Below are 26,983 nucleotides of genomic sequence, written 5' to 3' on the forward strand. Positions count from 1 at the left end.
AAAACTACGTCTTTATTATCAGTTATGTACCTTTGGCACCGATTTTGACTAGATATTTTACAATAACATAATATTTGAAAGAAAAAATGTTCAAAAAATTATTTCTAGGTGCTTTATGTATTTTCGCTTTCGCGAAAGCGAACTCACTACAAGCCCAGACTACACAAGCAAAACAGTACAAAGTTAAAACTGTTGCTTTTTACAATTTAGAAAACCTATTTGACGCCGAAGACGACACAACTATTAATGATGAGGCTAGCCCAATAATGGAAATGGCCGAAGGTAGACGTGCAGAAGTCTATAAGAAAAAACTTACTAGTATGGCACGAGTTATTAGAAAAATAGGTGCCGATAAAGCTCAAACAGCTCCAACCATTCTAGGAGTTTGTGAAATTGAAAATCGTCGAGTTCTTGAAGATCTTGTCAACCATCCTTTACTCAAGGAATTTGACTATGGCATTGTACATTTTGATTCACCAGATCGTCGTGGGATTGACACTGCAATGTTGTATAAAAAAGCTGATTTTACAGTAACCAATGCAGAATCAAAAGAGCTTTTGATTTTTGATAAATCAAGCGGAAGAAGAATATACACTCGTGACCAAACTGTTGTGACTGGAAAACTGGATGGAGATGAGATTACATTCATTGTTAACCACTGGCCATCACGTCGTGGTGGTGAACAAAAAAGTAGACCCAACCGTGTTGCTGCTGCTGCATTGAATAAAAAAATCATGGATTCAATTCATAGTATTAATTCAATGGCAAAAATCATTACCATGGGTGACTTAAATGATGACCCAACAAATGAAAGTGTAAAGGTTACATTAAACGCTCAAAAGGATCGTGAAGATGTTAAACCACAAATGATTTACAACCCGTATATTCAAATGTTAAAAGATGGTTATAACACATTAGCTTATAGAGACGCAGGTAACGTTTTTGATCAAATAATGTTTACATATCCTTTATTAAGTGAGGCAAAACAAGATGGGTACATGTATTATCAAGCTAATATTTTTAATCCTAGTTTTATGACCAATAAAACTGGACGTTATAAAGGTTACCCTAAAAGAAGTTTTTCTGATGGTGATTTTACCGGTGGTTACAGTGACCACTTTCCCGTTTACATTTATCTAGTAAAAGAAATTGAAGCTAAAACAGCTAGTCAAAAAGGATAGTTTTTACTAATCTAATATTTTAAAAATCCGTAGGTTCTACTTACGGATTTTTTTTCATTAAAAGTGATAGAAAGCATCTGTTATGAATTCCATACGAGTTCCTGCTTTATTTTTTATTATACTCATAATATCAAAACGCACTTCTACATCTTCTTGTGGCTCTAGGATTTCTTCTACAAAATGATGAGCTGCTGCTACTATCCTTTTAATTTGACTAGGTTTTAAAAAATCCTTAGGATCACCGAACTCTGGTGTGCTTCTGGTTTTAACCTCTACAATGGCTATAATATCGTTTAATCGAGCTATAATGTCAATCTCATTTTTTTGATAGACAAAGTTGGTAGCCAGAATTTCATAACCCAATTTTTCAAGATGAGCTACTGCCATCTTCTCTCCTTGTTTCCCTAATTCATTGTGTTGCGCCATCCTATTGAGTTAATGTAATACGAGATTCTTCAATCGAGATATTCATAATTCTTCCCATTATCAAGCTTTGATTATTCTCGACATGTCCAGCTGGAATGTTGTAAATGACAGGATATGAATATTGTGCAGTACGTTCTTCAATAATTTGTATAGCTGTTTTACCAAAGGGAATGTCGTGATCATTCATACTGGTTAATCCACCAACTACTATCGCCTTTAATTGCGATAATACACCAGCTCTGTGCAATGAATACAACATACGCTCAAAATGATACAAATACTCATCTATTTCTTCTATAAACAAGATGGAATTATGTGTTTTTGGGAAATCATCACTTCCTAGTAAACTGTATAAGATAGACAAATTACCACCTATGAGAGTTCCCTGAATTTCCTGTGGTTTGATACCTTTATCATTTGGTACCATCATCTTAACAACTGGGTTAAAAAGAACCTCTATGAAACTAGACTGATTAGCTGGTGATTTATTGGTCCACTCCATAGGCATTAAAGTATGAATACTTTCAAGACCTAGATTAATAATTTTTGAATGAATTAATGTGATGTCCGAATAACCGATTATCCATTTAGGATACTTTAAAAGGACATCAAAATCTATCAAATCAAGAATTTGAATAGTACCATAGCCACCGCGTGCAATCCAAATTGCTTTTACATCTGGATTGCTTAATGCATTATTGAAATCATTAACTCGTTGTTGGATAGATCCTCCTTGTTGATGCTCTATTTTTCCAATGGTATCGCCACATATTACAGACAACCCTTGCTGTTCCAGTGCTTTGATAGCAGGTTGCAAAGAATCTTTTTGTGCACTTCTTGCTGTGCATAATATATAAACAAGATCTCCTTTCTCTAAGTAATTTACTGGTTTATAACTCAATACAATTGGTTTTTAATCGATTTTTAAACTTTTATGAGTAATAAAAGTCATAGAACTAAGTTATAAATTTTTAACTTACCCTTTTAAACCACGTTGACATGACGGCTACACTTACTTCTTGTAATACAGATACTCTTAATACTTATGTACCTAGCGCTTCAAAACCATGGAATATAAATAGGGTAAGGCACGCTGTACGGAGGTTAGGTTATGGAATAGATCACATTCAAGAAAACAATGCATTGTCTGTTTTACCAGACGTATTTATTGAAGGTCTTATAACCGATGCGCTGGCCTACAATAACACTCCAGCTCCTAATTGGGGTTATTGGAGTCAAAGTGATTATACGGATTATAATAATGAAAGAGTAACCCAAATACAGCAATGGTGGACTCAAACTATGAATGACAATCTGAATCTTGGATTGAAGGCACGAATGACCATGTTCTGGCATAATCATTTTGTTACCCGTGTAGAGGATTATAATGCGCCCAGTTGGTTATTTCAATATTACAATTTGCTACAAACTCATTGTTTAGGGAATTTTAAATCACTTACTAAAGCCATAGGAAAAAATGAATCCATGCTCGTATTCCTCAATGGAGTTCTAAATTATCAAGGTAATCCTAATGAGAATTATGCCAGAGAACTTTTTGAACTGTTTACTTTAGGAGAAAACAATAACTACACGCAGCAAGATATTGTTGAAGCTGCAAGAGCGCTCACAGGATATAATAGTTACACAGAGCTAGGTGCTCCCATTAACTTTTTACCAGCAGGATTTGATAATCAGTCCAAAACAATCTTTGGAGTATCGAGTAATTTTAATCACGACACTCTAATTGATCATTTATTTGCTGTAAGGGCAAATGAAATTTCAGATTTCATCATTAAAAAATTATATCGCTATTTCGTAAGTCCAGAACTACCTGCACAATCTATTATTGATACTCTCGCACTTACCTTTAGATCAAATAATTGGGAACTACTTCCCGTTCTCAGACAATTATTTAAAAGTGAACATTTTTTTGCTCAAGATGCTATAGGTGTCGTTATTAAATCTCCTATAGATTGCTTTTTAACCTTTATCAAAGAAGCGAATTTTACGATAACAGATCAACAATTATCAATCGTACATTACGTAAGTGCTGCATTGAGCCAAGAGCTTTTTAATCCTGTCGATGTTGCCGGATGGCAAGGAGATCAAGAATGGATCAATAGCACTAGCTTAACAGGTCGCTGGCAAGGATTAGAGTATATAATGTGGCAAGTATGGAATGACGATCCAGAACATTATCGCAATCTAGCCCTAGATATCGCTACCTCAAATACCGATCCTACAATTATCGCACGTGATATTGTGGATAGGTTTGTTCCTCAATCATTGCATACAAATACAGATTACACCCTTGCAACACAAGTGTTTAAAGGAGATGTTCCAGAGAACTACTTCGCATCGGGACAATGGAATTTACAATGGGGCAGCGCTCCATGGCAAACTCTTTTGCTCATTCAACACATATTTAGAATGCCAGAATTCCAACTTAAATAAGAAGCGTCATGTGTCAAAATAATAACAACTATCAAGATCCTAAATCACAAGCTCATCATGACGAACATGAAGCATGGAATCGTAGAACTTTTATACAAGCTTTAGGACTAGCAGGTGCAGGAGCATTTACTTTAGGCGGCAGCCAGATAAGTAGTGCCATGGCCTCACCCATAACAGCAGCACTTACTACAAGTACCAATGACCGAATTTTAGTACTCATTAGACTTAAAGGTGGAAACGATGGCCTAAACACTATCGTCCCTATATACGACTATGGAACCTATGCTAGTCGTAGACCTAGTATTTCATTACCTCAAAATACGCTGTACAATCTTAATTCCAATCTCGGGTTACCATCATTCATGAGCAGCCTGCAATCTAGATGGGGAAATGGAGAAATGAAAGTTGTTCAAGGTGTCGGGTATAACAATCAAGACTTATCTCATTTTAGATCTTCAGATATTTGGGCAAGCGCTGTGGAAACTACCAATGAAGAAACCGGCTGGTTAGGGAGATTATTTGAAAATGAGTATCCTAACTTTATACTCAATCCGCCAGCAGTGCCACCTGCCATTCAAATAGGTAGTTTAGGTAACTTGATATTTGACGGACAACAAACCAACTACGCCTTTTCAGTTGCCGATCCTCAACAATTGTATAATCTTGCACAAAATGGATGGCAGCATGATGTACTCAATGTCCCACCATGTACTTATGGAGACCAACTTAGTTTTTTAAGAACGACTACAAACACCACTTTTCAATATGCTGGTGTCATTCACAGTGCTTACCAAGCAAGTACTACACAAGCATCGTATAACAACAACACTATAGCCGATCAACTAGCCATTGTTGCTCGATTAATAAAAGGAAATTTAGGTACCAAGGTTTACATGGTAACTCTCGATGGATACGACACGCATGCTAGTCAAGCGGCAACACATGCAGATCGTATGCAAAAATTAAGTGATGCCATAGATGCTTTTTACACCGATCTAGCAGCTTATGGAAATCAGGACGAAGTACTCGCGATGACTATTTCAGAATTTGGTCGTAGAGTAGAAGAAAATGGCTCTAATGGTACGGATCATGGAGCTGCTGCACCCATGATGCTTTTTGGACCAGGATTAAACGGTAATGGGTTTGTAGGAAACCACCCTAGTCTTACGCAATTAGACGCTGCAGGTAATATGATCCATAATATAGATTTTAGAGATGTTTATAAAACCGTACTGCAAGATTGGTTATGTATACCTCAATCAACCATCGATCAAGCCATGTTCAATGGGAATTATAATACCTTAAGTCTTGGTTTTAATTGTACAACTTTAAGTTTTGATGATAGTTCAATCCAAGACATCAAACATTTAGTCTATCACTCTGGCACCGAAAATATTTTACACCTTACCTTACAATCGGGTCGTAAATGTGACATTCGTATCTACGATATGCTAGGTAAGGAGATAGGTCAAATTTCTTCAGGATATTTAATGCCTGGTACACACGAATTTAACATTAAAAACACCCTAAACACAAGGCTTCAAGAAGGTATTTATATTTATAAAATTCAAGCTGGCCAGGATCAATTATCTAGTCAGTTCCTTATGAAGTAAACGGGTTATTTGAATTAAGTTATCCTGAGCTCAAGAAAGTGCTTAAGATTGGTTGTGCAGTGATCGCTTTCGCGAAAGCGAACTAAAAATTACAACTATTACAGGCTCAGAAAATATTTTATAAATGCTTTAAAACACTAGTAGTAACCTGTAACTTTGTACTCTTAATTTTACATGCATGAGTAATAGAGTAACAATAACGGCAGCATTACCTTACACAAACGGACCGGTTCACATAGGACACCTAGCTGGAGTGTATGTACCAGCAGATATCTATGCCCGTTTTAAACGTTTAAAAGGTGAAGATGTAGCATTTATTTGCGGTAGTGATGAACATGGAGTACCTATTACAATACGTGCTAAAAAGGAAGGCGTTACACCACAAGAAATAGTAGATCGATATCACAAGATTATAGGTGATAGTTTTAATGATTTTGGTATATCATTTGACAATTACAGTAGAACCAGCGCACCTATCCATCATAAAACAGCAAGCGCCTTTTTTAAGAAATTGTATAAAGAAGGTAAATTCATTGAACAGGTTACTGAACAACTATATGATGAAGAGGCTGATGAATTTCTGGCAGATCGATTTGTTGTTGGTACTTGCCCAAAATGTGGTAATCCAGAATCGTATGGTGATCAATGTGAAAAATGCGGGACGAGTCACAATGCAACAGACTTAATCGATCCACGTAGTGCAATTACTGGGAATAAACCACAACTTAAAGAAACAAAACACTGGTTTTTGCCGCTTGATCAATACAGTGATTTTTTAGAACAATGGATTGTTAAAGACCACGCTGCAGACTGGAAAACCAATGTTCTAGGACAGGTGAAAAGCTGGATAAATGACGGTCTTAAACCACGCGCTGTAACTCGTGACCTAGACTGGGGTATTCCTGTACCTGTAGAAGGTGGTGACGGTAAAGTACTTTACGTTTGGTTTGACGCTCCTATAGGTTATATAAGTGCTACAAAAGAATGGGCAGATCGTACCGGTAAAAATTGGGAGAATTACTGGAAGGATAAAAACACCAAACTGTATCACTTTATCGGTAAGGATAATATCGTGTTTCACTGTATTATATTCCCTGCCATGTTGAAGGCACACGGCGAATTCATCCTACCAGAAAATGTCCCTGCAAATGAATTTTTGAATCTAGAAGACGATAAAATTTCAACCTCGCGCAACTGGGCTGTATGGCTACATGAATATCTAGAGGATTTCCCAGGGCAACAAGATGTATTAAGATATGTGCTTACTGCAAATGCCCCAGAAACAAAAGACAATAATTTTACTTGGAAAGATTTTCAAGCACGTAATAATAACGAACTAGTAGCTGTACTCGGTAACTTTATTAATCGCGCACTGGTGCTCACGCATAAGTACTACGATGGAATAGTACCGCAGCCCAATGATTATAGTAGTTACGACCTACAAACCCTGGAAGAATTAAAGAAATTCCCTTCTATTATTGAAGAAAGTATTGAAAAATTCCGCTTTCGCGAAAGCGCAACAGAATTACTTAATCTAGCCAGATTAGGAAATAAATACCTCGCTGATGAAGAACCATGGAAACTTATAAAAACAGATCCTGATCGAGTACAAACAATCATGTTTGTTGGGTTACAAATTGCCACAGCTTTATCAGTATTAAGTAAACCCTTTTTACCTCACACAGCAGTTAAATTAGATAACATGCTTAATTTAAAAGCAGAGGATTTATCATGGAACGACATAGCGACTAACGACATTTTACTTCCTTCTAATCATCAAATTAATAAAACTCAATTGTTATTCTCACGTATTGAGGATGAACAAGTTCAACAACAGTTAGATAAGCTTGAAGCAACTAAAAAAGAAAACGCACAATCAAATCCTAAACTTATGCCACAAAAAGAAGAGACAAATTACGATGACTTCATGAAAATGGATCTGCGAGTAGGAGAAATTCTAACTGCCGAAAAGATGCCTAAAACGGACAAATTAATGGTAATGACCGTAGACACTGGTATTGATAAACGTACTATAGTGTCTGGGATAGCACAACACTTTACAGCAGAAGAATTAATAGGACGTAAAGTTACCGTGCTTGCCAATCTTGCGCCTAGAAAATTACGTGGTGTAGAATCTCAAGGTATGATTTTACTAGCCGAAGATCCTGATGGTAAACTGGTTTTTGTTAATCCAGATGACGCTGTTGTAAATGGCGCTACCATAGCATAAACATACTAAGTAATCCATCTTGTAAATAAAAAAGCAGCTTTACAGCTGCTTTTTTATTTAATGAACTTAAGATTTTATTTTAGTTCGCTCGAATTAAGAGTTTCCTATGATCCAGGCAATGGTACATAACTATCATCATTATCCATCATAGGAAATGTTTTGTTACGCCACGCTTGCTTTGCTTCTTCAATCTTATCCTTTGAACTACTCACAAAATTCCAGTGTATAAAACGTTGTTCTGGTAATGGTTCACCACCAAATAGTAATATATGGCTGTTGGCTTTGATAGTAAGGTTGCACACGTTTTCTGTTTTACTTACCAGCATATTTCCAGCACTTACGGCTTTATCACAAGCGATCACACCACCTTCAACTATGGTAACACCTACCTCTCCTTTTAAATTATCAGCAATACACAAATCATAATCGGCTGTGGTTTTAATATCAATCATGAATAAAGGAGAATGTACGGGAACAGGTGATGTTTTACCATAACCAGTTCCTGCTACAAGTGTGAATTTTGCAGCGCCATCTTCCCAATTAGGTAACTCATTGGCATCGATGTGATGAAATTCTGGTAGCGTATTTTCAAGTTCTTTGGGCAAGGCCACCCATATTTGATAACCATGCATGGTAAACTCAACTTTATCTTGCCTTAATTGATCTGGTGTACGTTCTGTGTGAGAGCAACCACTACCTGATACCATCCAGTTAACAGAACCTGGTTCAATGAGCTGTCTGGTTCCTAGAGAGTCTTCATGCATTATCGAACCTTCCATTAAATAAGTAAGAGTGGATAACCCTATGTGAGGATGTTGATCCACATCCATATACTTATCTGGACCTAGTTTTGTTGGTCCCATGTGATCGATAAATATAAATGGGCCTACCATGCGCTTTTTCCTAAAAGGAATCAACCTACCTACTAGAAAGTCACCTATATCGCGACTGCGCTCCTCAATAATTAAATCAGTATTTGACATGGGTTATTTTTCATAAATATAGTGGGAATATCGCTTTCGCGAAAGCGAGGTAACACTCCAAATCTTTTTACATAAAAAAAACCGTTACTTGAACAAGTAACGGTTTCTATATTCTATAAGAATCACTTATTATTTCAAAGTTTTCTTTACTTCTACCTCACGGAAACATTCAATAATATCTCCTTCTTGTAGATCATTGTAATTCTTGATTTGCATACCACATTCATAACCTTTTGCTACTTCCTTAACGTCATCTTTGAAACGTTTAAGAGCTGCAAGTTCACCAGTATACTTAACAACACCATCTCGAATTAGGCGTACGCCACTATTACGATATATCTTACCATTAAGAACCATACAACCTGCAATGGTACCTACTTTAGATATCTTGAATGTCTGACGAACCTCTGCATCTCCGGTAATTTCCTCCTTAAGCTCAGGAGAAAGCATTCCTTCCATAGCATCCTTAAGATCGTTAATCGCATCATAGATTATGCTGTAAGTACGGATATCCACCTCTTCCTTCTCTGCTACTGCACGAGCATTACCTTGAGGTCTTACGTTAAACCCGATGATAATCGCATCTGAAGCTGTTGCAAGAAGCACATCACTTTCTGTAATTGCACCTACACCTTTATGGATGATATTAACTTGTATTTCTTCAGTTGAAAGTTTCTGGAACGAGTCAGTAAGTGCCTCTACAGATCCATCAACATCTCCTTTCAGGATTAAGTTAAGTTCTTTAAAGTCTCCTAAAGCAATACGTCTACCGATTTCATCAAGTGACAGCGTTTTCTGAGTACGTACAGATTGTTCACGTTGTAACTGTGTACGTTTAGCGGCAATATCTTTGGCCTCGCGTTCATCTTCAAACACATGGAACTTATCACCTGCTTGTGGTGCTCCATCTAATCCTAAAATAGAAACCGGAGTTGATGGTCCAGCTATTTCAATAACTTTACCACGCTCATCATGCATTGCTTTTACTTTACCGTGTGTACGTCCCGCAAGAACGTAGTCTCCGATTTTAAGAGTACCAGCTTCAACAAGAATGGTAGAAACATATCCACGTCCTTTATCCAAGTAGGCTTCTACAACTGTACCTACAGCAGGTTTATTAGGATTTGCTTTTAGATCAAGTAACTCGGCTTCCAAGATTACTTTTTCAAGTAATTCTTGAACACCTAAACCAGTTTTGGCTGAAATATCGTGTGATTGAATTTTTCCACCCCAATCTTCGACTAGTAAATTCATATTTGCTAGCGACTCTTTTACCTTATCCGGATTTGCAGTTGGTTTATCTACCTTATTTATAGCAAATACGATAGGAACTCCTGCGGCTTGGGCGTGACTAATTGCCTCTTTAGTTTGTGGCATTACATCATCATCTGCTGCAATTACAATAATTGCGATGTCAGTAACTTGTGCACCACGAGCACGCATGGCTGTAAAGGCCTCGTGACCTGGTGTATCAAGAAAAGCAATACGTTGACCATTATCAAGAGTCACACCATAAGCACCAATGTGCTGTGTAATTCCTCCACTTTCGCCAGCGATTACATTTTCCTCACGTATGTAATCCAGTAATGATGTTTTACCGTGATCTACGTGTCCCATTACTGTAACAATAGGAGCTCTTGTTTCTAGATCTTCTTCGTTGTCCTCAACTTCTGTAATTGAATCTTCAATATCGGCTGTAACAAACTCTACTTCATAGCCAAATTCCTCAGCTACTATAGTCATTGTTTCTGCATCCAGTCTTTGATTCATTGTCACCATCATACCTAGGGACATACAAGCTCCAATAATCTGGTTAACCTGAACATCCATCATAGTAGCTAGATCGTTAACGGTAACAAACTCTGTTACTTTAAGGATCTTTTCTTCTGCACTTGCTTGTTCTTGTTCAACGCGCTCTCTATGTTGATCACGTTTATCACGACGGTAACGAGCAGCTTTGGACTTGTTAGATTTACCTTGCAGTTTTTCTAATGTCTCGCGAACTTGTTTTTGGATTTCCTCATCAGTAGGCTCCTCCTTAACAACATTCTTTCTACCTCGTTTATTACTTGGTTTGTTTCCTCCTGGCTTACCGCCACGACGGTTATCAGGCTTAGAGATACGTTTGCGTTTACCTCTTGAAGAATCTGTCTTCTTTTTCGGTTTTTGGAATTTAGAAAGGTCTATTTTTTGTCCCGTAACCTTTAACCCATCTAATTTCTTATATTCCGTTTGAATCTTCTCTGGTTCAGAGTTTTCAGGAGCTGCAGCTTTCTCAGGAGCAGGCTTCTCTGTCTTTACTTCCTTTTTAGGAGTTTCCTTTTTTGGAATCGGTTTTTGATCTTGTTTAGCTTCCTCTTTTTTAGGAGCAGCTTTTTTAGGCGCTTCCTTCTTCTTTTTAGGTTCAAGATCAATTTTACCCTTAATAGTTGCTCCTTTAACAGCTTTTCTATTTGAAACTACTGCTGGTCCTTGAGTTTCCTTTTCAGGAGTTTTCTCTTCTACCTTTTCAGGAGTTTTGTCTTGGGTTTGTTTTTCAACTTTAGCAACAGGTTCTTCCTTTTTCTCAGGAGTTGGCTCCTCAACAGTTTCTTCAGGTTTAGCATCTAAATCTACTTTACCTACCTGTTTAGGTCCGTCCAGTTTAGCTTTGGCTTTAATGATTTTTTCTTCCTTAATGCGCTGCTTTTCCTCTTGCTCCTTCTCACGCTGTAAACGCAATTCTTCTTGTTCCTTGCGTTTTTCGGCGCTTACTTCTTTAGAAGCTACCTTCTTGCTTTTGTCTGTCTGAAACTCATCAGCAAGTGCTTGATACACAGTAGCATCAATCTTAGTCGTAGGTCGAGCTTCAATCTCGATACCTTGAGCGTTAAGATATTCTACAGCGCGATCAAGAGAAATATTAAATTCTCGAAGCACTTTATTAAGTCTCATATTTTTAATTTCAGCCATAAATATGGTTACGGGTTGTGACTACTATTTAATCTTCAAATTCAGACTTAAGAATGTTTACTACCTCATAAATAGTTTCATCCTCAAGATCAGTACGTTTTATTAAGTCAGCAACGTCTTGCTCTAGAACACTTTTGGCAGTATCCAAACCTATTTTCTTGAATTCTTCGATAATCCACATTTCGATTTCATCAGAGAATTCGGTAAGCTCTACATCTTCTTCAGCACCTTCACGAATAACATCTATTTCGTATCCTGTAAGCTTTCCTGCAAGACGTATGTTATGTCCACGTCTACCTATCGCTTTTGATACTTCGTCAGGATGTAAAGTTACTTCAGCACGTTTATTTTCCTCATCTAGATTCATTGAAATAATCTTAGCTGGACTCAATGCGCGTGCAATATACAACTGTGTATTGTTAGTAAAGTTAATTACATCAATATTTTCATTTCCTAGTTCACGTACAATACCGTGAATACGAGAACCTTTAACACCAACACAGGCTCCTACAGGATCAATTCTATCATCGTAACTATCGACTGCTACTTTTGCTTTTTCACCTGGTTCTCTAACCACTGCTTTAACCTGAATAACCCCATCAAAAACTTCTGGGATTTCTTGCTCAAAAAGCTTTTCTAAGAATTTAGGAGATGTACGAGAAAGAACGATGTTAGGTTTTGTACCTCTCATTTCAACACTCTCTATTACTCCTCTAACATTCTCCCCTTTTCTAAAAAAGTCAGATGGTATTTGTCGATCTTTAGGTAGAATAATTTCATTTCCTTCATCATCTAGCAATATAATCGCTCTATGTCTGATGTGGTGAACTTCGGCACTGTACAACTCACCTTCAAGATCTTTAAATTGTTTAAAGATGTTTGTATTATCGTGCTCATGAATTTTTGAAATTAAATTTTGTCTAAGTGCCAATATAGCTCGGCGACCTAATTGTACTAATTTAACCTCTTCTGCAACATCTTCTCCAACTTCATAATCTGGCTCTATTTTACGAGCCTCGGTTAATGAAATCTCTGAATTATCATCCTCAACCTCATCATCTGCCACTACGACGCGATTACGCCATATTTCTAAATCTCCTTTATCAGGATTAATGATAATATCAAAGTTATCATCCTCTCCATACTTTCTTTTCAATGCAGTCCTAAGAACATCTTCAAGTATCGCCATCAACGTGACGCGATCTATCATTTTTTCATCCTTAAACTCAGAAAAAGACTCGATCAACGCGAGATTTTCCATATCTTGATATTAATTAAATTTTATTACCACTTTTGCTTTTTTGATCTCTTCAAATGAAGGAGACCATTCTTTTTCAACAGTCATTTTTCCTTTTCCCACCGTTTTAGGAACACGTGCTTTCCACTTAATGGTCACACCATTTTCTTGAACCGAAATAAGCTCACCAGTTTCTGAACGTTTTTCTCGATCGGTAATCTCTAGTGTGCGTCCTATATTTTTCTTGTATTGTCTAGGCAGTTCTAAAGGAGTTGTAGCTCCTGCACTCGTAACCTCTATTGAGAAATCAACTTCATCTCTATCCAGGTTGTGCTCTACTGCTCTAGAAACAAATACGCAATCTGCAAGAGTCACGCCATTATCACCATCGATGATTACTTTCATGTCATTACTAGCTCCCATTTTAAAATCGATTAGATATAAATCAGGACGCTCTTCAAACGCTTCATTTAGTAATTCAAGTGCTTTTTCTTTCAACATAGCTATAAAAAGAGGGGACAATCGTCCCCTCGAATCCTTTCAAATACGCTGCAAATATAACACGATTTAATGATTACTGCAAGTAACACAGCTATTTATGATTATCGATAAATTCACTATCTTTAATACTCACTAAAATCCACCAAGATGAAAAAAATAATCGTCCCTACTGACTTCTCCATTCAAGCAGAAAACGCATTGAGAATAGCGGCCGACATGGCACGTGAAAACGATGGCGAAGTATACCTTCTTCATCAACTAGACCTTCCTTTACACCTAGCAAATAACGGTAGCTCTAATTTACCCGAAGCTGTATTCTTTATGAAATTAGCCAAAGAAAAGTTTGACAACTTGATGAAAGCAGATTTCTTAGACGGAGTAACTGTTCATGGTGACGTTGCTACTGGCGCAGCATTTAGCGGAATTATGGATACCGTAAAAAGACATAATGCCGATATTATTGTAATGGGTTCACATGGTGCTGATGGTGTTAAAAACCTATTTATAGGTTCTAATGCAGAAAAAGTAGTGCGCAATTCTGAAATTCCGGTACTTATCGTAAAAGACCGTAAAGAAAGATTGGATGTAAACGAATTCGTTTTTGCAACTGATCTAGACCCTAATTCAACAAGCGCTCTTAAAGAGGCAGATAATTTTGCCAGACAAACAAATTGCCATTTACACTTACTATACGTAAATACACCAGGGAATTTTTTATCCACTAGAGACGCCAGCGCAAAAATGCAGGAATATTTAAAAAATGTAAATGTAGAGCCCAAGGATTATACTATATACAACGACCAATCTGTAGAAGAAGGTGTTTTCAATTTCTCCAAGGATATCAAGGCCGATGTTATAGGAATGGCAACACACGGACGTCGTGGTTTATCTCACTTCTTTAACGGTAGTGTAAGTGAAGATGTAGTTAACCACAGCAGTCTTCCTGTCATCACTTTTAGAATTAAGTAGTCTAAAAACTAAATTTAAAAACAATAACAATAAAAAAATCCCGAAGCAAAAACTTCGGGATTTCTCGTTACTTGTTGGCCTACTAGGACTCGAACCTAGAATGACGGTACCAAAAACCGCAGTGTTACCATTACACCATAGGCCATCTAAGCGGATGCAAATTTAATACAAACCTATAACTGTGCAAAAAAAATCGAAAAAAAATTAAAAAAATTGTTCCCACCTATAATCTAGCCTTTTACCGTACAAGAACTACTAGGTTTTGCCGTTATGCTTTACAAAAGCATGAATAAGAATGCTTATTTTCGCCCATAGATTTTACCACAATTATGAATTGGAATTACGATCAACTAAATAAAATCATTGGATGGATCACCTTTGCCATCGCTTTAACCATATTCTGGCTTACAGTAGAACCTACAATTAGTTTTTGGGACGCTGGTGAGTACATCGCAACATCTGCAATGCTCGAGGTAGGACATCCACCTGGAGCACCGTTGTATCAAATGCTAGGTGCATTTTTCTCAATTTTCACTACCGATGCTACTCAAATCGCCTACATGGTGAATTTGATGTCGGTGTTCTCAAGTGCCTTTGCTGTGCTTTTTATGTTTTGGTCACTCACTTTATTACTTAAAAACCACATACTTAAAGATAAGGCAAGCGATACTATGGTTCTAGGTAGCGCCATGATAGGCTCATTAGCCTTTGCTGTAACTGACAGCTTTTGGTTTAATGCTGTAGAGGCAGAAGTATATGCCATGACAACCATGCTCATGAGTTTAATGTTTTACCTAGGCCTTTTGTGGGAGCGCGACATGCTTAAACCTAGAGGTAATCGCTGGCTTATTTTAATCTCATTTATTATAGGTCTTTCCTTTGGAGTGCACTTTCTAGGGTTACTTACCATACCAGCTATTGGACTTTTATGGTACTTCAAACATTATAAAAAAATTACTCCTCTTAATTTCATACTCGCAAATGTCGCTGTTGTCGCAGTTCTTCTATTTGTATTCCTATTCTTAGGACCTAATACCTTGGCTATTTTTGGTCAACTGGAGATTTTCTTTGTCAATGACATCGGGTTGCCATTCAATTATGGTACTATTATAGTTTTTGTTTTAATTATAGCCTTATTCATTTATTTAATTACGCTTTCGCGAAAGCGTAATCTACCACTCCTAAACACCATAACACTAAGTATCGCATTTATCCTTATTGGTTTTTCCTCATGGGTAATGTTGCCCATAAGATCAAATGCTGGAGTTCCTATAAATGAAAACCGTCCCGAGGACGCACGATCATTACTGGCTTACTATAATCGTGAACAGTATCCTAAACAAACTATTTTCTACGGACCTTCATTTACCGATAGGTATGTAGGTCTAGATCCTGATGAGCCTTACGTGGATGAGAAACCTAAATATGAGCGCAATGATGAATTAGGAAAGTACGTGATCGTAAATAATTATGAGGATGCTGCTCAAAACACTCATAGCGATCACAAAGGTTTTTTTCCTAGAATGACCGACGGGAGTAGGGCTACTAATTATGTTGAATACATGGGTGAGCTGCCTTATAAAATTAAAAAAGGATATGAAAACAATCCACAACTACTAGAGGTTTTAGGCCAGTTAGAACTAGATTACAAATCAGGAAAAATTGAAACTAACGAGTATATCAATGCCATTGTAGGTTTAAGAGATTATATTACTGTTTCAAAACCAGGGTTCTTTCAAAACGTAGATTACATGTTGAATTATCAAATTTCATACATGTATTTAAGATACTTCATGTGGAATTTTACCGGAAGACAGAATGATGTTCAAGGAGAATGGGATCCATTTAATGGTAACTGGATAAGCGGAATTAAATTTATTGATGAATTCAGACTAGGCAATCAAGATGAGTTAAGTGAGGACATGTTAAATAATCCTGCACGCAACACTTATTTCTTTTTACCATTAATCCTAGGTTTATTAGGTGCTATATTTCATTTTACAAAAGATAAAAAATCTTTTTATGTTACCCTAGTGCTTTTTGTTTTCACCGGGATTGCCATAATTATTTATCTTAATCAAGCCATTTTTCAAGTAAGAGAACGTGATTATGCCTATGTAGGTTCCTTTTTAGTATTTTCTATGTGGATAGGAATGGGAGTTTATTCTATCTATGAAGGATTAAGAGACCTTATAAAATCAAAGCCAGCACAATTAGTTTCACTCGTGGCTTGTTTTGCAGCAGCACCTTTGCTCATGGGTGTTCAAAACTGGGACGACCATGATAGATCAGGAAAATACTCTGCCTTAGAAAATGCGCGCAAATACTTAGATAGTTGCCTACCTAACGCCATGATATTTACAATAGGTGACAATGACACGTTCCCTTTATGGTATTTACAAGAGGTTGAGAATTATCGCACCGATGTTAGGGTTGTATGTACTTCCCTATTAAGCACAGCCTGGTATATGGATGATATGAAAAAGCAAGCATGGGACAGCGCACCAGTTCCTAGCACTTTATCACACAGCGATTACACCTACGGCACTAGAGATGTTTTATTACCATTAGATAAAGAAAAAGCTATTGAAATGGGTGCTCCTAAGGCATTCCTTAAAGATACGCTGGACATCACAGACTGGATGGCATGGGTACGCAGCAACAAGCGTTATACCATGGAAGATCGATTCGGGCCTTATGAAGAACATACTTATCCTAGTAAATTCATACGAGTTCCTGTCAATAAGCAGGCTGTACTAGCTAATGGTGTTGTACCTGAAAAAGATGCTGATAAAATAGTTGACGAAATAATCATTGAACTAGACAGTGATTATGTATATAAAAACAGAATGTTCATGCTGGATATTCTTGCAGCTAATAACTGGGAACGACCTATTTATTTTTCTGGTGGTGCCTTTGGTGACGAAGACTATATCTGGATGAAAGATTATCTTCAGTTAGATGGCTGCGCTTATCGTTTAATACCTATAAAATCAGAATACGACCATAGGGATCCATTTTCAATGGGTCGCGTTGATGCTGATCATGGATATGAGGTATTAAAAAGTTGGAAATGGGGCAACAGCGGTAATCCAGATGTTTTACACGATGTAGAAACTAGACGCAATAGTGTAGGGTTTAGAAGTAATATCACCCGAGTAGCTACCGCACTTACCGAAGAAGGTAAACTAGATAAAGCTGAGGAAATCCTAGACCTTGGAATGGAAAAAATGCCTTTAGAATTATTTGGCCATTATTCTATGATAGAACCCTTTGTGACTGGTTATTATAATGTTGGTAAAAAAGAAAAAGCACGAGATTTACTATTGAGAGTAATTGCCAAATATCAAGATGAACTAGAGTTCTATGAAAACTTTAATATTGACGATCAAGGTGAAGATGTAAGCATTGCAATTATCACTGCTGTTGAAAGGTATAGAAACCTTGTACAGTCTGCTATTCTAGCAAAAGATATGAAATTTGCTACTGAGCAAATTGATATTTTTAATGAATATATGATGCGATTCCCTAAACAGTATGATCCTAGAGAAAAATTAAGTATTGTAAATACTTTATCGTCAAATAGCGACGATTTAGATCCTGCGTTAATCGATAGTGCGATGGTAGAATTACTAAGAATAAACGAGGAAAATACTGATCTTGAATCTTTACAAACTCCAAAGTCAGATAGCCTGGATTAAAAATGAGATGGTATCCCTTTCATAATCCTGATTGGGTCACTTCCCTTTTCCCAGGTTGTATCTGGCGCAAAAGCCGTTCAGAAAAAAAAGTTTATTTAACCTTTGATGATGGACCACAACCAGATGCAACAGCCTATATTCTAGAGCTTTTAGATTCCTATGGAATGAAAGCTACTTTTTTTTGTGTAGGAGATAATGTAATTAAACATCCTGATCTTTATGACCGTATTTTAAATGGTGGTCATCAAACAGGTAATCATACTCAACACCATTTAAATAGTTGGAAAACCAATAACAAACAATACATTAAAAATGTAAAGTTTGCAGAGTCTTCTATTAAATCAAAGTTGTTTAGACCACCGTATGGTAAATTGAGGTTATCTACTTATAATTCATTAAAAAAACTAGGGTTTCAAATTATAATGTGGGACGTACTTTCAGGAGATTTTGATGTTAATCAAAACCCAACTGTTGTATTAAAACAGTTGAAAAAGCATACTAAAAACGGAAGTATTATTGTGTTTCATGACAGTGACAAATTTCTAGAAATGTTGAAACAAATGCTTCCCGAATATTTACAATACATAAAGGACAATGGCTGGGAAACAGCAACACTTTAATTTAAGAGTACTGTTGTAGTAGGGTAACAAGAGCATTTCCATCTTGTATTCCACTTTGACGCCACATCATCTCACCAGACTTATAAAGGATAAAAGTAGGCAAGGTTTTAATACGCAGTGCGTTGGACAACTCGACATTCTTATCGACATTGATTTTTATCACTTTTGCCTGATCACCAAGGGTAGCAGCAACATTTTTTAAAATATCCTGCATACTTTGTGATTCCTCATTCCACTCGGTAAAAAAACTAAGTAGAACAGGTTTTTCAGTATTTATAAGCTCGCCAAATTTTGACATATCAAGTACACCTTATCTTATCAAAAATAAGAAACTTTACCCTATTAAGCACGTTTTAAGGTTATCACTGTTATCTCTGGCCAAATTCCTGCACGTCCAGAATAACCTATGAAACCAAATCCACGGTTAACATTTAAAAATTGATCTAATTCCTTATAGATACCAGCCCATCGTTTGTAAACAAAACTCACTGGACTCCATTTAAAAAAACCAGGTATCTCGACACCAAATTGCATTCCATGAGTATGACCACTTAGAGTGAGATGAAACTTTTTAGGATGATCTTTGACTTGTAATTCCCAGTGACTAGGATCATGACTCATTAAAACTTTAAAACTAGAATCCGACAACGAGGCGCTAGCTTTGTCTAGATTACCATATTTAGGAAAACGTCCACCACCATAATTTTGAACTCCTACAATATGTAAACTATCCGTACCTCTCTTAATTTCATGTGCTTCATCCATCATTAATCGCCATCCCATATTCTTTTGAATCTGGAATAACTCTTCAAGATTTTTACGCTTTTCACTTTGACTAACCCAATTCACATAATCACCATAATCATGATTCCCTAGTACAGAAAATACACCATCCTTTGCCTTTAATCTTCCCAAGATATCTTCCCAGCCATAAAGTTCTCGTGCCACATTATTAACCAGATCACCTGTGAACAATATGACATCACTTTGTTGTTTATTTACAAGGTCAATAGCATAGGCTACCTCATCCTTATCATCAAAACTACCTACGTGAATATCACTTATTTGAGAAATTTTATAACCATTAAATTCTTCGGGTAAATCCTCAAAACTTAATTCATATTCACGTACTTGATAATTGTATTTCCCTTTCCAGGCTCCATATAAAATAGCACCAAAAGGTAATGCAGCTAGTGCTAGTCCCGTTTTGGCTATAAATGAACGACGGCTAGGCAGGAAAGATGAGCTAGTGTCAGACATTCCTTCTAGGTCGGTAGAATTATGCTTTCGCGAAAGCGAGATAACACCTTCTACAATCCTCACAATATCCTCGAAGAACATGATGAGCAAGAAGACCGTTTTGGCTGCTAGAAAAGCCAAAAATAAGGTGACTGCAAAATCTCTTACTGGAACTACTTGAGTGCGATCTGGAGATAAATAGAATTGTAAAACAACGTTTAGGAAAATAAGTATTGATACCGCTAGATATACCCATTTCCACCAATGACCCTTAGCTAGTACTCGAATAAGTTGAAAAGCATAAATTTCAACAATAATGAAAAAACCTATGATATATATAAATCTCATGGCGCTAAATTAACTCAATACAATAGGTTATGGATTAAGATAAAGTTAAAGCCGGCGCTCTTGCTCACCCTAGCATATAGTTTTATCTTTAACCTTCTCAAATTTTCATCATGACGAACGACGGAACCGACGATAAAAGACTGTTTTTACTAGATGCTTATGCTTTAATTTTTAGAGGATATTATGCTCTTATTAAAAATCCTAGAATCAATTCACAAGGCATGGATACCAGTGCCATAATGGGATTTACTAACAGCCTTTTTGACGTTATAAGACGTGAAAAACCAGAATACCTAGCTGTTGCCTTTGACAAGGAAGGAAGTGCAGAGCGTACTGAACTATATGCAGATTATAAAGCTAATCGTGACGAAACACCAGAAGCAATTAAAATAGCCGTACCCTACATACAACAAATATTAAAGGCGATGCACATTCCCATTATTGAGGAAGCTGGTATCGAGGCCGATGATTTAATAGGTACTTTATCAAAACAAGCCGAAAAAGAAGGATTTACCGTTTATATGGTAACACCAGATAAGGATTATGCACAGTTAGTTTCTGACAATATCTACATGTACCGTCCTGCTCGCATGGGTAATGGGATAGAAATATGGGGCATTCCCGAAGTTCAAAAAAAGTTTGAAGTAGATCGACCTGAACAAGTAATCGACTATTTGGGAATGATGGGTGATGCCAGTGATAACATTCCAGGTTTACCTGGAGTAGGAGATAAAACTGCAAAAAAGTTTATTAAGGCCTATGGATCCATGGAAGGACTTTATGAAAACCTTGATCAACTTAAAGGTAAAATGAAAGAAAAAGTAGAAGCTAATAGAGAATTAGGTTTTCTTTCAAAACAACTTGCAACCATTAAATTGGATTGCCCTGTTCAATTTAACGCAACTAAATACACACTGGATGATCCAGATGTTGAGAAAGTTCATGAGATTTTTGATGAATTGGAATTTCGTCGTGCCAAAGAAACTCTAGCCAAAATATTTGCCCCAGATAATGTCCCTGGTGTTAACTACAAAGAAGACAATAAAAAAACAACTTCTGATAACAGCACCAGTTCATCAAGTGGTCAATTTGATTTGTTTTCTACACCAGGATCAGGTACCGCTGCAGAGGCTGATGCCACTGGTCGTAACACACTTTCGACCACCGATCATTTGTACCAGATCGTGCAGCCTGGAATGGGGACAAAATTATTTATTCAGACCTTAATGAATCAAAACAGCGTTTGTTTTGATACTGAAACCACAGGACTTGATCCTTTAATAGCTCAACTAGTAGGAATTGCATTTTCATGGGAAAAAGGCAAGGGTTATTACCTACCCTTTCCAGAGGATCAAGAACAAGCCATAGAACTATTACAACAGCTAAAACCTTTTTTTGAATCTGATCAGATTGAAAAAGTTGGACAAAATTTGAAGTACGACATTAAAGTACTAGACAAATATGAGGTAAAAGTAAAGGGCCCTATGTTTGACACTATGCTAGCGCACTATTTAATTAATCCTGACATGCGTCACAATATGGATGTCCTAGCAGAAACCTACTTGAACTATACGCCACAAAGTATTACCGAATTAATTGGAAAGAAAGGTAAAAATCAAAAATCCATGCGCGACGTGGATTTGGAGAAAGTAAAAGAATACGCCGTAGAGGATGCAGACATCACGTTCCAGCTTAAGGAATTTTTTATCAAAGAACTAGCTGCCGCTGGTACTGATAAGTTATTTCATGAAATAGAAATGCCACTTTTGAAGGTACTTGCTGCTATGGAGATTGAAGGTGTAAATCTTGATTGCGATTATTTGGATACGCTTTCGCGAAAGCTAACAGAAGACATAGCCCAGTTAGAATCCAACATATATGAAATTGCAGGTGAAGAATTTAACATAGGATCTCCTAAACAATTAGGAGAAATACTATTTGGCAAAATGAAACTTGTCGATAAGCCGAAGAAAACTAAAACAGGACAATATTCTACTGCAGAAGATGTACTAAGTTATCTAGCTAAAGATCATCAAATTGTTGCCAATGTTTTAGAATACCGAGGACTCACTAAACTTAAATCAACCTATGTGGACGCGTTGCCTAATCAGGTCAATCAACAAACAAAACGCATACACACTAACTACATGCAAACTGTAGCTGCAACGGGAAGATTAAGCTCCACAGATCCTAATTTACAAAACATACCTATACGTACGGAACGTGGCCGACAAGTGCGTAAGGCTTTTGTACCACGCAATGAAAATTACAGGCTTGTCGCGGCTGATTACTCCCAAATTGAATTGCGCATTATTGCAGCATTAAGTGAAGAGGAAAACATGATCGCAGCTTTTCAAAACAATGAAGATATTCATGCCAGTACAGCAGCAAGGGTATTTAATGTTCCCATTCAAGATGTTACCCGTGAGCAACGTAGTAATGCAAAGACTGTGAACTTTGGGATTATTTATGGGGTAAGTGCATTTGGTTTAAGCAATCAGACTGATTTATCTCGTAGTGAGGCTAAAGAACTTATTGATACCTATTACGCAACTTATCCTAAGTTAAAAGCATACATGCAAGAACAAGTCGACTTTGCTAGAGAGAATGGATATGTAGAAACTGTGTTAGGTCGTAGACGCTACTTGAAGGATATAAACAGTTCTAATGCCGTTGTGCGTGGCGCTGCAGAGCGTAACGCTGTAAACGCACCTATTCAAGGTAGCGCGGCAGATATTATCAAGTTAGCCATGATTAACATTCATAAGAAGTTTGAAGCATTGAACTGCAAATCAAAAATGCTGCTTCAGGTGCATGATGAATTGGTTTTCGACATTCATAATGATGAACTGGAAGACATGAAAACACTCATTAAAACAGAGATGGAAAATGCCTATAAAATGAGTGTACCGCTAGATGTTGAAGTTGGTTTAGGAAATGATTGGTTAGAGGCGCATTAAGTCAAAAAAAGATCTCGATGAAAACAGCTTTTATCTTAATAATTACTTTAATGAGTATATCGTGTACTCATTCTCAAGAGGATTTACCAGAGGTATCCCAAGGTAGTATTCAACGAATTCCTGATTTTAAATCAAATTACGTTACAGCTAGGAATATTGATATATGGTTACCAGATGATTATTCTAAAAATAAAAGGTATTCAGTTTTATACATGCACGATGGTCAAATGCTATACGATGCTAAAGGATCGTGGAATAAACAGTCATGGGAAATGGATGAGGCTGCACATCAACTCTATAAGAGAGATTCATGTTCAAAGGAATTTATTATTGTAGGTATTTGGAATGGTGGTGAAACTAGACATAGTGATTATTTCCCACAAAAACCTTTTGAAATGCTTACTAAAGATGAAAGAAATATTGTAAATGAACAATTAAAACAGTCTCACGTTCCTCTTGAATCTAGCTTTACTCCAACTTCGGATAATTATTTGAAATTCATAGTGCGTGAGTTAAAACCTCACATTGATGAGATGTTCAACACCTACACAGATAAAGACAACACCTTTATTGCAGGCAGCAGTATGGGTGGCTTGATTTCTATGTATGCTCTATGTGAATATCCACAAGTTTTTGGAGGTGCTGCATGTCTTTCAACTCACTGGCCTGGAACGTTTACTTTGGAAAACAATCCTATTCCATACGCCTTCAAACAATACTTAAAGAACAATCTTCCAGATCCAGCTACACACAAATTATATTTTGACTGTGGTGATGAAACTTTGGATGCCCTATATCCAGAGATTCAAAAAGAGGTTGATTTCATTATTAAAGAGAAAGGTTACACCGCTAAAAATTGGAGAACGGGATACTTCCCTGGAGAGAATCACAGCGAAAATGCCTGGAGAGATAGAGTTATTATCCCTTTAGAATTTCTTTTTCAGTAATTACCTGATTAAAGAGAACGTGATTTTTTTTGACACACCTGTTTATTAGTGATGAATAATAATTTTATCGGTTATAACAATATCATCTATTCTTGCCTTAAGTAAATAAGTCCCATTACTAAATTGAGAAACATCAATAGTTCCTTTATTATTCTGATTGAAATGAATCTGTTTTCCCGTCATATCAAAAATATATAACTCATCTATGGTTTTTGAAGATGTTATAATAATCCTTTCTTTTGCAGGGTTTGGATATAATTTTAAGGTATAACTAGATTCATCATCTAGTGATAGCACATTTTGATAAATACGTACATAGTCAATTTGCATATCACTCTGCACAAAATTAGGATCTACCGTTCCAGCAATACCACCCATAGCTACATTCAATAATAAATATTGATCTGCATCAAACGGCCAAGTATCGACATTGCGTATAGCAGGGTTATAGGTATAAAAAGGAACATCATCTATCAGAAACGTTATTTGTTGTGGCGACCAGTTGACCGAATATATATGAAACGTATTTGCAACATCTGATAACATAAATGGCTGATAATTCATGGTTGCCCCAAAACATCCTGAACAATTTGTATGTAATGCCGCCGAAACCTGGTTTACGGGCCCTAATCCATGTTCCATAATATCGATTTCCCCACACAAAGGCCAATTGGTTGTACCGAACTGGCTGTCCCAATAACCACCATCTTCATTTATGTTTTTACCTAACATCCAAATAGCTGGCCACGTACCATCACCAATTGGTAGTTTAGCCCTTACGTCTACTCTACCATGAGTAAACGCAAACTTAGAATTCAATCTAGCACTAGTATATTGTTTAGTCTCACCTTGATCAGTAAAATTTTCTCTTTTTGCAACTATATGCAGCATTCCATTTTCTACATAAGAATTATCTAATCGATTTGTATAGTGCTGAATCTCGCCGTTTGCCCATCCTGTTGGAGTAATCATTTGTGTTTGATGAAACCACTTTGTTGGATCAACAGGGTTGTTGAAACCAGGTGTATTAAATTCATCTGACCAGACAAGATCTGTATAGACTACATCAATTGGATTAGAAGGTGAACCTACTACAGCATTGTTATCGATGTCGTCTATGAGGTAGGTTCCAGGTGATAAGGAACCACCATCGATAAATAAGGTTATCCGACTGTAAGTACCAGTTCCAGTAACTGTATTTCCTGTAGCAGTTTCTGTAGCATTTGAAAAGTCAAAATTGAGTGTTGTCCAAGAATTTTGAGAATTAACTACTGTTGTACTGACTTCAATATCAGTATTGATTCCATTCTCAAGTTTTACTATAATGTTGTGACTATTTGGATCAAAGGCATAAAACCTCAGAGATAGATTTGAATCGTTATCTAAATCTACAGGAGTTCCTAAATCAATAAAAAACCCTTGATAAGCAGCAGCACCATCATTGAAAAATTCACCCACTTGGTTACCTGCCTGTGAAGGATCACCTCTAAATGAAAATCCCGATCCCGAAAACGAAGAAAAAGGAAAAGAATTGTTTTCAAAATCTAACGGTAATTGCTGGCTATTGGACCAGCAAAATCCCATAATAAAGAAGAAAAGACTATAAATTTTCATGTATCAAATGTAACTGAACCAGTATACACGATACCTATTTACCACCTCTACAAAAACTATACAGAGGCGCTACTATTTACTTTTCCTTGCTTTTTTTCTTTAAATAAACATGCTTCAACTCAAATCCTAGATTTATAAAAGTCTATCTGTAAGCTTTATACATTACCACGATCTGATTCTCTCTACTATTAGTGCTAGATCCCGCAAGGAATCTATCTACATTAATCGTAAATCCATCGGTATCAAAAGAAGTCATTGAGGCTCTTATCAAGCCTTCTTGAGTATCTGTACCACCAGTAGCTGATCCATTATCGTGAATAGGCTCTCCATTATTATTTACAAATAATGCTGCAAAACAATGGTTAGTAGAAGAATAAGTTCCAATGTTATTTATACTAGAGCCACTTAAACCAGTTGCCATTGCATATTGATCTATGGCACCACCATTATTTTGGGCAAAACCAGTTGTCATTCCACCAGCCATTCTAATATCATTGCTATTATTTTGACCAGATCGAGACGCTCCTTCGTTAGCTGTTTGCACCCTATTTATCGCAACAAACTCAACACTAGATGGCTCAAACCCTACACCTGTAACAGATACTGATCCACTGCTTGTTATTGTTATTGTTCCAAAATGAATTTGTTTTTCTCTATCCGTAGTCATAAGTGCCCAACTACCGCTTTCAAAAATGAAGATTCCTGCAGGTGTTAAACCGCCTGTTCCGGTGTTGTAAACAATGGTACCATCTGCGATAGGACCTCCATTAGGATTTATTATAGTAGTGTTATCCGCATTGGATGAAAGCGCTATTCTAGGTAATAAAACACCAGTATTGGAAGAAACTATATCGAGCACTCCTTCTGGTGAACTTGTATTAAGACCAACTTGAGAAAAAACAACAAAAGGAACTAGAAAAAATAGAATTTTTAGGGACTTCATAATACGTTTTCTTTTAAAATCAACGCAAATAAAGTTTCTATAGATGAAAGGACAAAAAAAATAAT

19 protein-coding genes and 1 tRNA gene are annotated in these 26,983 nt (G+C 36.7%); 9 read left to right on the forward strand and 11 right to left on the reverse strand.

Annotated features, from left to right (window positions below; genetic code table 11):
* Positions 1-86 precede the first annotated feature (86 nt).
* The gene (locus AAT17_RS06285) at positions 87-1,181 is read left to right on the forward strand and encodes an endonuclease (RefSeq protein WP_042276278.1); all 1,095 of its coding nucleotides are present in this window, start codon (positions 87-89) and stop codon (positions 1,179-1,181) included.
* Positions 1,182-1,238: 57 nt separating this feature from the next.
* Here the strand turns inward: AAT17_RS06285 and AAT17_RS06290 are convergent, their stop codons facing one another.
* Both AAT17_RS06290 and AAT17_RS06295 read right to left on the reverse strand, forming a co-directional pair.
* Positions 1,239-1,607, reverse strand: coding sequence for a YraN family protein (locus tag AAT17_RS06290; protein WP_060523316.1), 369 nt, complete (start codon positions 1,605-1,607; stop codon positions 1,239-1,241).
* A 1-nt stretch (position 1,608) separates the two neighbouring features.
* A complete protein-coding gene (locus tag AAT17_RS06295) occupies positions 1,609-2,508 on the reverse strand; it encodes an LD-carboxypeptidase (RefSeq protein WP_060523317.1) in 900 nt (299 codons plus the stop codon).
* A 98-nt stretch (positions 2,509-2,606) separates the two neighbouring features.
* Between AAT17_RS06295 and AAT17_RS06300 the strand changes: the two genes are divergently transcribed.
* The 3 genes from AAT17_RS06300 to metG all read left to right on the forward strand — a co-directional run bounded on the left by AAT17_RS06300 (position 2,607) and on the right by metG (position 7,904).
* The gene (locus AAT17_RS06300; protein WP_060523318.1) at positions 2,607-4,061 is read left to right on the forward strand and encodes a DUF1800 family protein; all 1,455 of its coding nucleotides are present in this window, start codon (positions 2,607-2,609) and stop codon (positions 4,059-4,061) included.
* Positions 4,062-4,069: 8 nt separating this feature from the next.
* Positions 4,070-5,674, forward strand: coding sequence for a DUF1501 domain-containing protein (locus tag AAT17_RS06305; protein WP_060523319.1), 1,605 nt, complete (start codon positions 4,070-4,072; stop codon positions 5,672-5,674).
* Positions 5,675-5,852: 178 nt separating this feature from the next.
* Positions 5,853-7,904 carry a methionine--tRNA ligase gene (gene metG, locus AAT17_RS06310; RefSeq protein WP_060523320.1) on the forward strand — a complete coding sequence of 684 codons (2,052 nt, stop codon included), beginning with the start codon at positions 5,853-5,855 and terminating at the stop codon, positions 7,902-7,904.
* A 104-nt stretch (positions 7,905-8,008) separates the two neighbouring features.
* Here the strand turns inward: metG and AAT17_RS06315 are convergent, their stop codons facing one another.
* From AAT17_RS06315 to rimP, 4 genes are all read right to left on the reverse strand, one after another.
* Complete coding sequence (locus AAT17_RS06315; protein ID WP_060523321.1) at positions 8,009-8,887, reverse strand: pirin family protein; 879 nt, start codon at positions 8,885-8,887, stop codon at positions 8,009-8,011.
* A 129-nt stretch (positions 8,888-9,016) separates the two neighbouring features.
* Positions 9,017-11,839 carry a translation initiation factor IF-2 gene (gene infB, locus AAT17_RS06320; RefSeq protein ID WP_060523322.1) on the reverse strand — a complete coding sequence of 941 codons (2,823 nt, stop codon included), beginning with the start codon at positions 11,837-11,839 and terminating at the stop codon, positions 9,017-9,019.
* 28 nt (positions 11,840-11,867) lie between these two features.
* Positions 11,868-13,100 (reverse strand): transcription termination factor NusA, encoded by a 1,233-nt coding sequence (gene nusA, locus AAT17_RS06325; protein WP_060523323.1) that lies wholly within the window; start codon positions 13,098-13,100, stop codon positions 11,868-11,870.
* Between the two features lie 9 nt (positions 13,101-13,109).
* Positions 13,110-13,577, reverse strand: coding sequence for a ribosome assembly cofactor RimP (rimP, locus tag AAT17_RS06330; RefSeq protein ID WP_042276295.1), 468 nt, complete (start codon positions 13,575-13,577; stop codon positions 13,110-13,112).
* 147 nt (positions 13,578-13,724) lie between these two features.
* Here rimP and AAT17_RS06335 point away from each other — a divergent pair, with 147 nt between their 5' ends.
* Complete coding sequence (locus AAT17_RS06335) at positions 13,725-14,546, forward strand: universal stress protein (protein WP_060523324.1); 822 nt, start codon at positions 13,725-13,727, stop codon at positions 14,544-14,546.
* Between the two features lie 74 nt (positions 14,547-14,620).
* On the opposite strand, the gene AAT17_RS06340 is transcribed toward AAT17_RS06335, so the two are convergent.
* A tRNA-Gln gene (locus AAT17_RS06340) sits at positions 14,621-14,691 on the reverse strand.
* Between the two features lie 184 nt (positions 14,692-14,875).
* On the opposite strand from AAT17_RS06340, the gene AAT17_RS06345 reads away from it, so the two are divergent.
* Positions 14,876-18,247, forward strand: coding sequence for a DUF2723 domain-containing protein (locus AAT17_RS06345; protein WP_082586916.1), 3,372 nt, complete (start codon positions 14,876-14,878; stop codon positions 18,245-18,247).
* Between the two features lie 2 nt (positions 18,248-18,249).
* Positions 18,250-18,867 carry a polysaccharide deacetylase family protein gene (locus AAT17_RS06350; RefSeq protein ID WP_060523326.1) on the forward strand — a complete coding sequence of 206 codons (618 nt, stop codon included), beginning with the start codon at positions 18,250-18,252 and terminating at the stop codon, positions 18,865-18,867.
* A gap of 1 nt (position 18,868) precedes the next feature.
* On the opposite strand, the gene AAT17_RS06355 is transcribed toward AAT17_RS06350, so the two are convergent.
* Positions 18,869-19,165, reverse strand: a complete 297-nt coding sequence (locus tag AAT17_RS06355; protein WP_042276304.1) for a co-chaperone YbbN — start codon at positions 19,163-19,165, stop codon at positions 18,869-18,871.
* A gap of 44 nt (positions 19,166-19,209) precedes the next feature.
* Positions 19,210-20,454, reverse strand: a complete 1,245-nt coding sequence (locus AAT17_RS06360) for a metallophosphoesterase (RefSeq protein ID WP_060523327.1) — start codon at positions 20,452-20,454, stop codon at positions 19,210-19,212.
* 110 nt (positions 20,455-20,564) lie between these two features.
* Between AAT17_RS06360 and polA the strand changes: the two genes are divergently transcribed.
* A complete protein-coding gene (gene polA / locus AAT17_RS06365) occupies positions 20,565-23,414 on the forward strand; it encodes a DNA polymerase I (RefSeq protein ID WP_060523328.1) in 2,850 nt (949 codons plus the stop codon).
* Positions 23,415-23,431: 17 nt separating this feature from the next.
* Complete coding sequence (locus AAT17_RS06370) at positions 23,432-24,361, forward strand: alpha/beta hydrolase (protein ID WP_060523329.1); 930 nt, start codon at positions 23,432-23,434, stop codon at positions 24,359-24,361.
* Between the two features lie 45 nt (positions 24,362-24,406).
* Here the strand turns inward: AAT17_RS06370 and AAT17_RS06375 are convergent, their stop codons facing one another.
* Together AAT17_RS06375 and AAT17_RS06380 are read right to left on the reverse strand one after the other, a co-directional pair.
* Positions 24,407-25,975 (reverse strand): family 16 glycosylhydrolase, encoded by a 1,569-nt coding sequence (locus tag AAT17_RS06375; protein WP_060523330.1) that lies wholly within the window; start codon positions 25,973-25,975, stop codon positions 24,407-24,409.
* Between the two features lie 142 nt (positions 25,976-26,117).
* Positions 26,118-26,918: a hypothetical protein gene (locus AAT17_RS06380; RefSeq protein ID WP_060523331.1), complete on the reverse strand. Its 801-nt coding sequence runs from the start codon at positions 26,916-26,918 to the stop codon at positions 26,118-26,120.
* Between the last annotated feature and the right edge of the window lie 65 nt (positions 26,919-26,983).

The sequence above is a fragment of the Nonlabens sp. MIC269 genome (assembly GCF_001430865.1).
Classification (GTDB): domain Bacteria; phylum Bacteroidota; class Bacteroidia; order Flavobacteriales; family Flavobacteriaceae; genus Nonlabens; species Nonlabens tegetincola.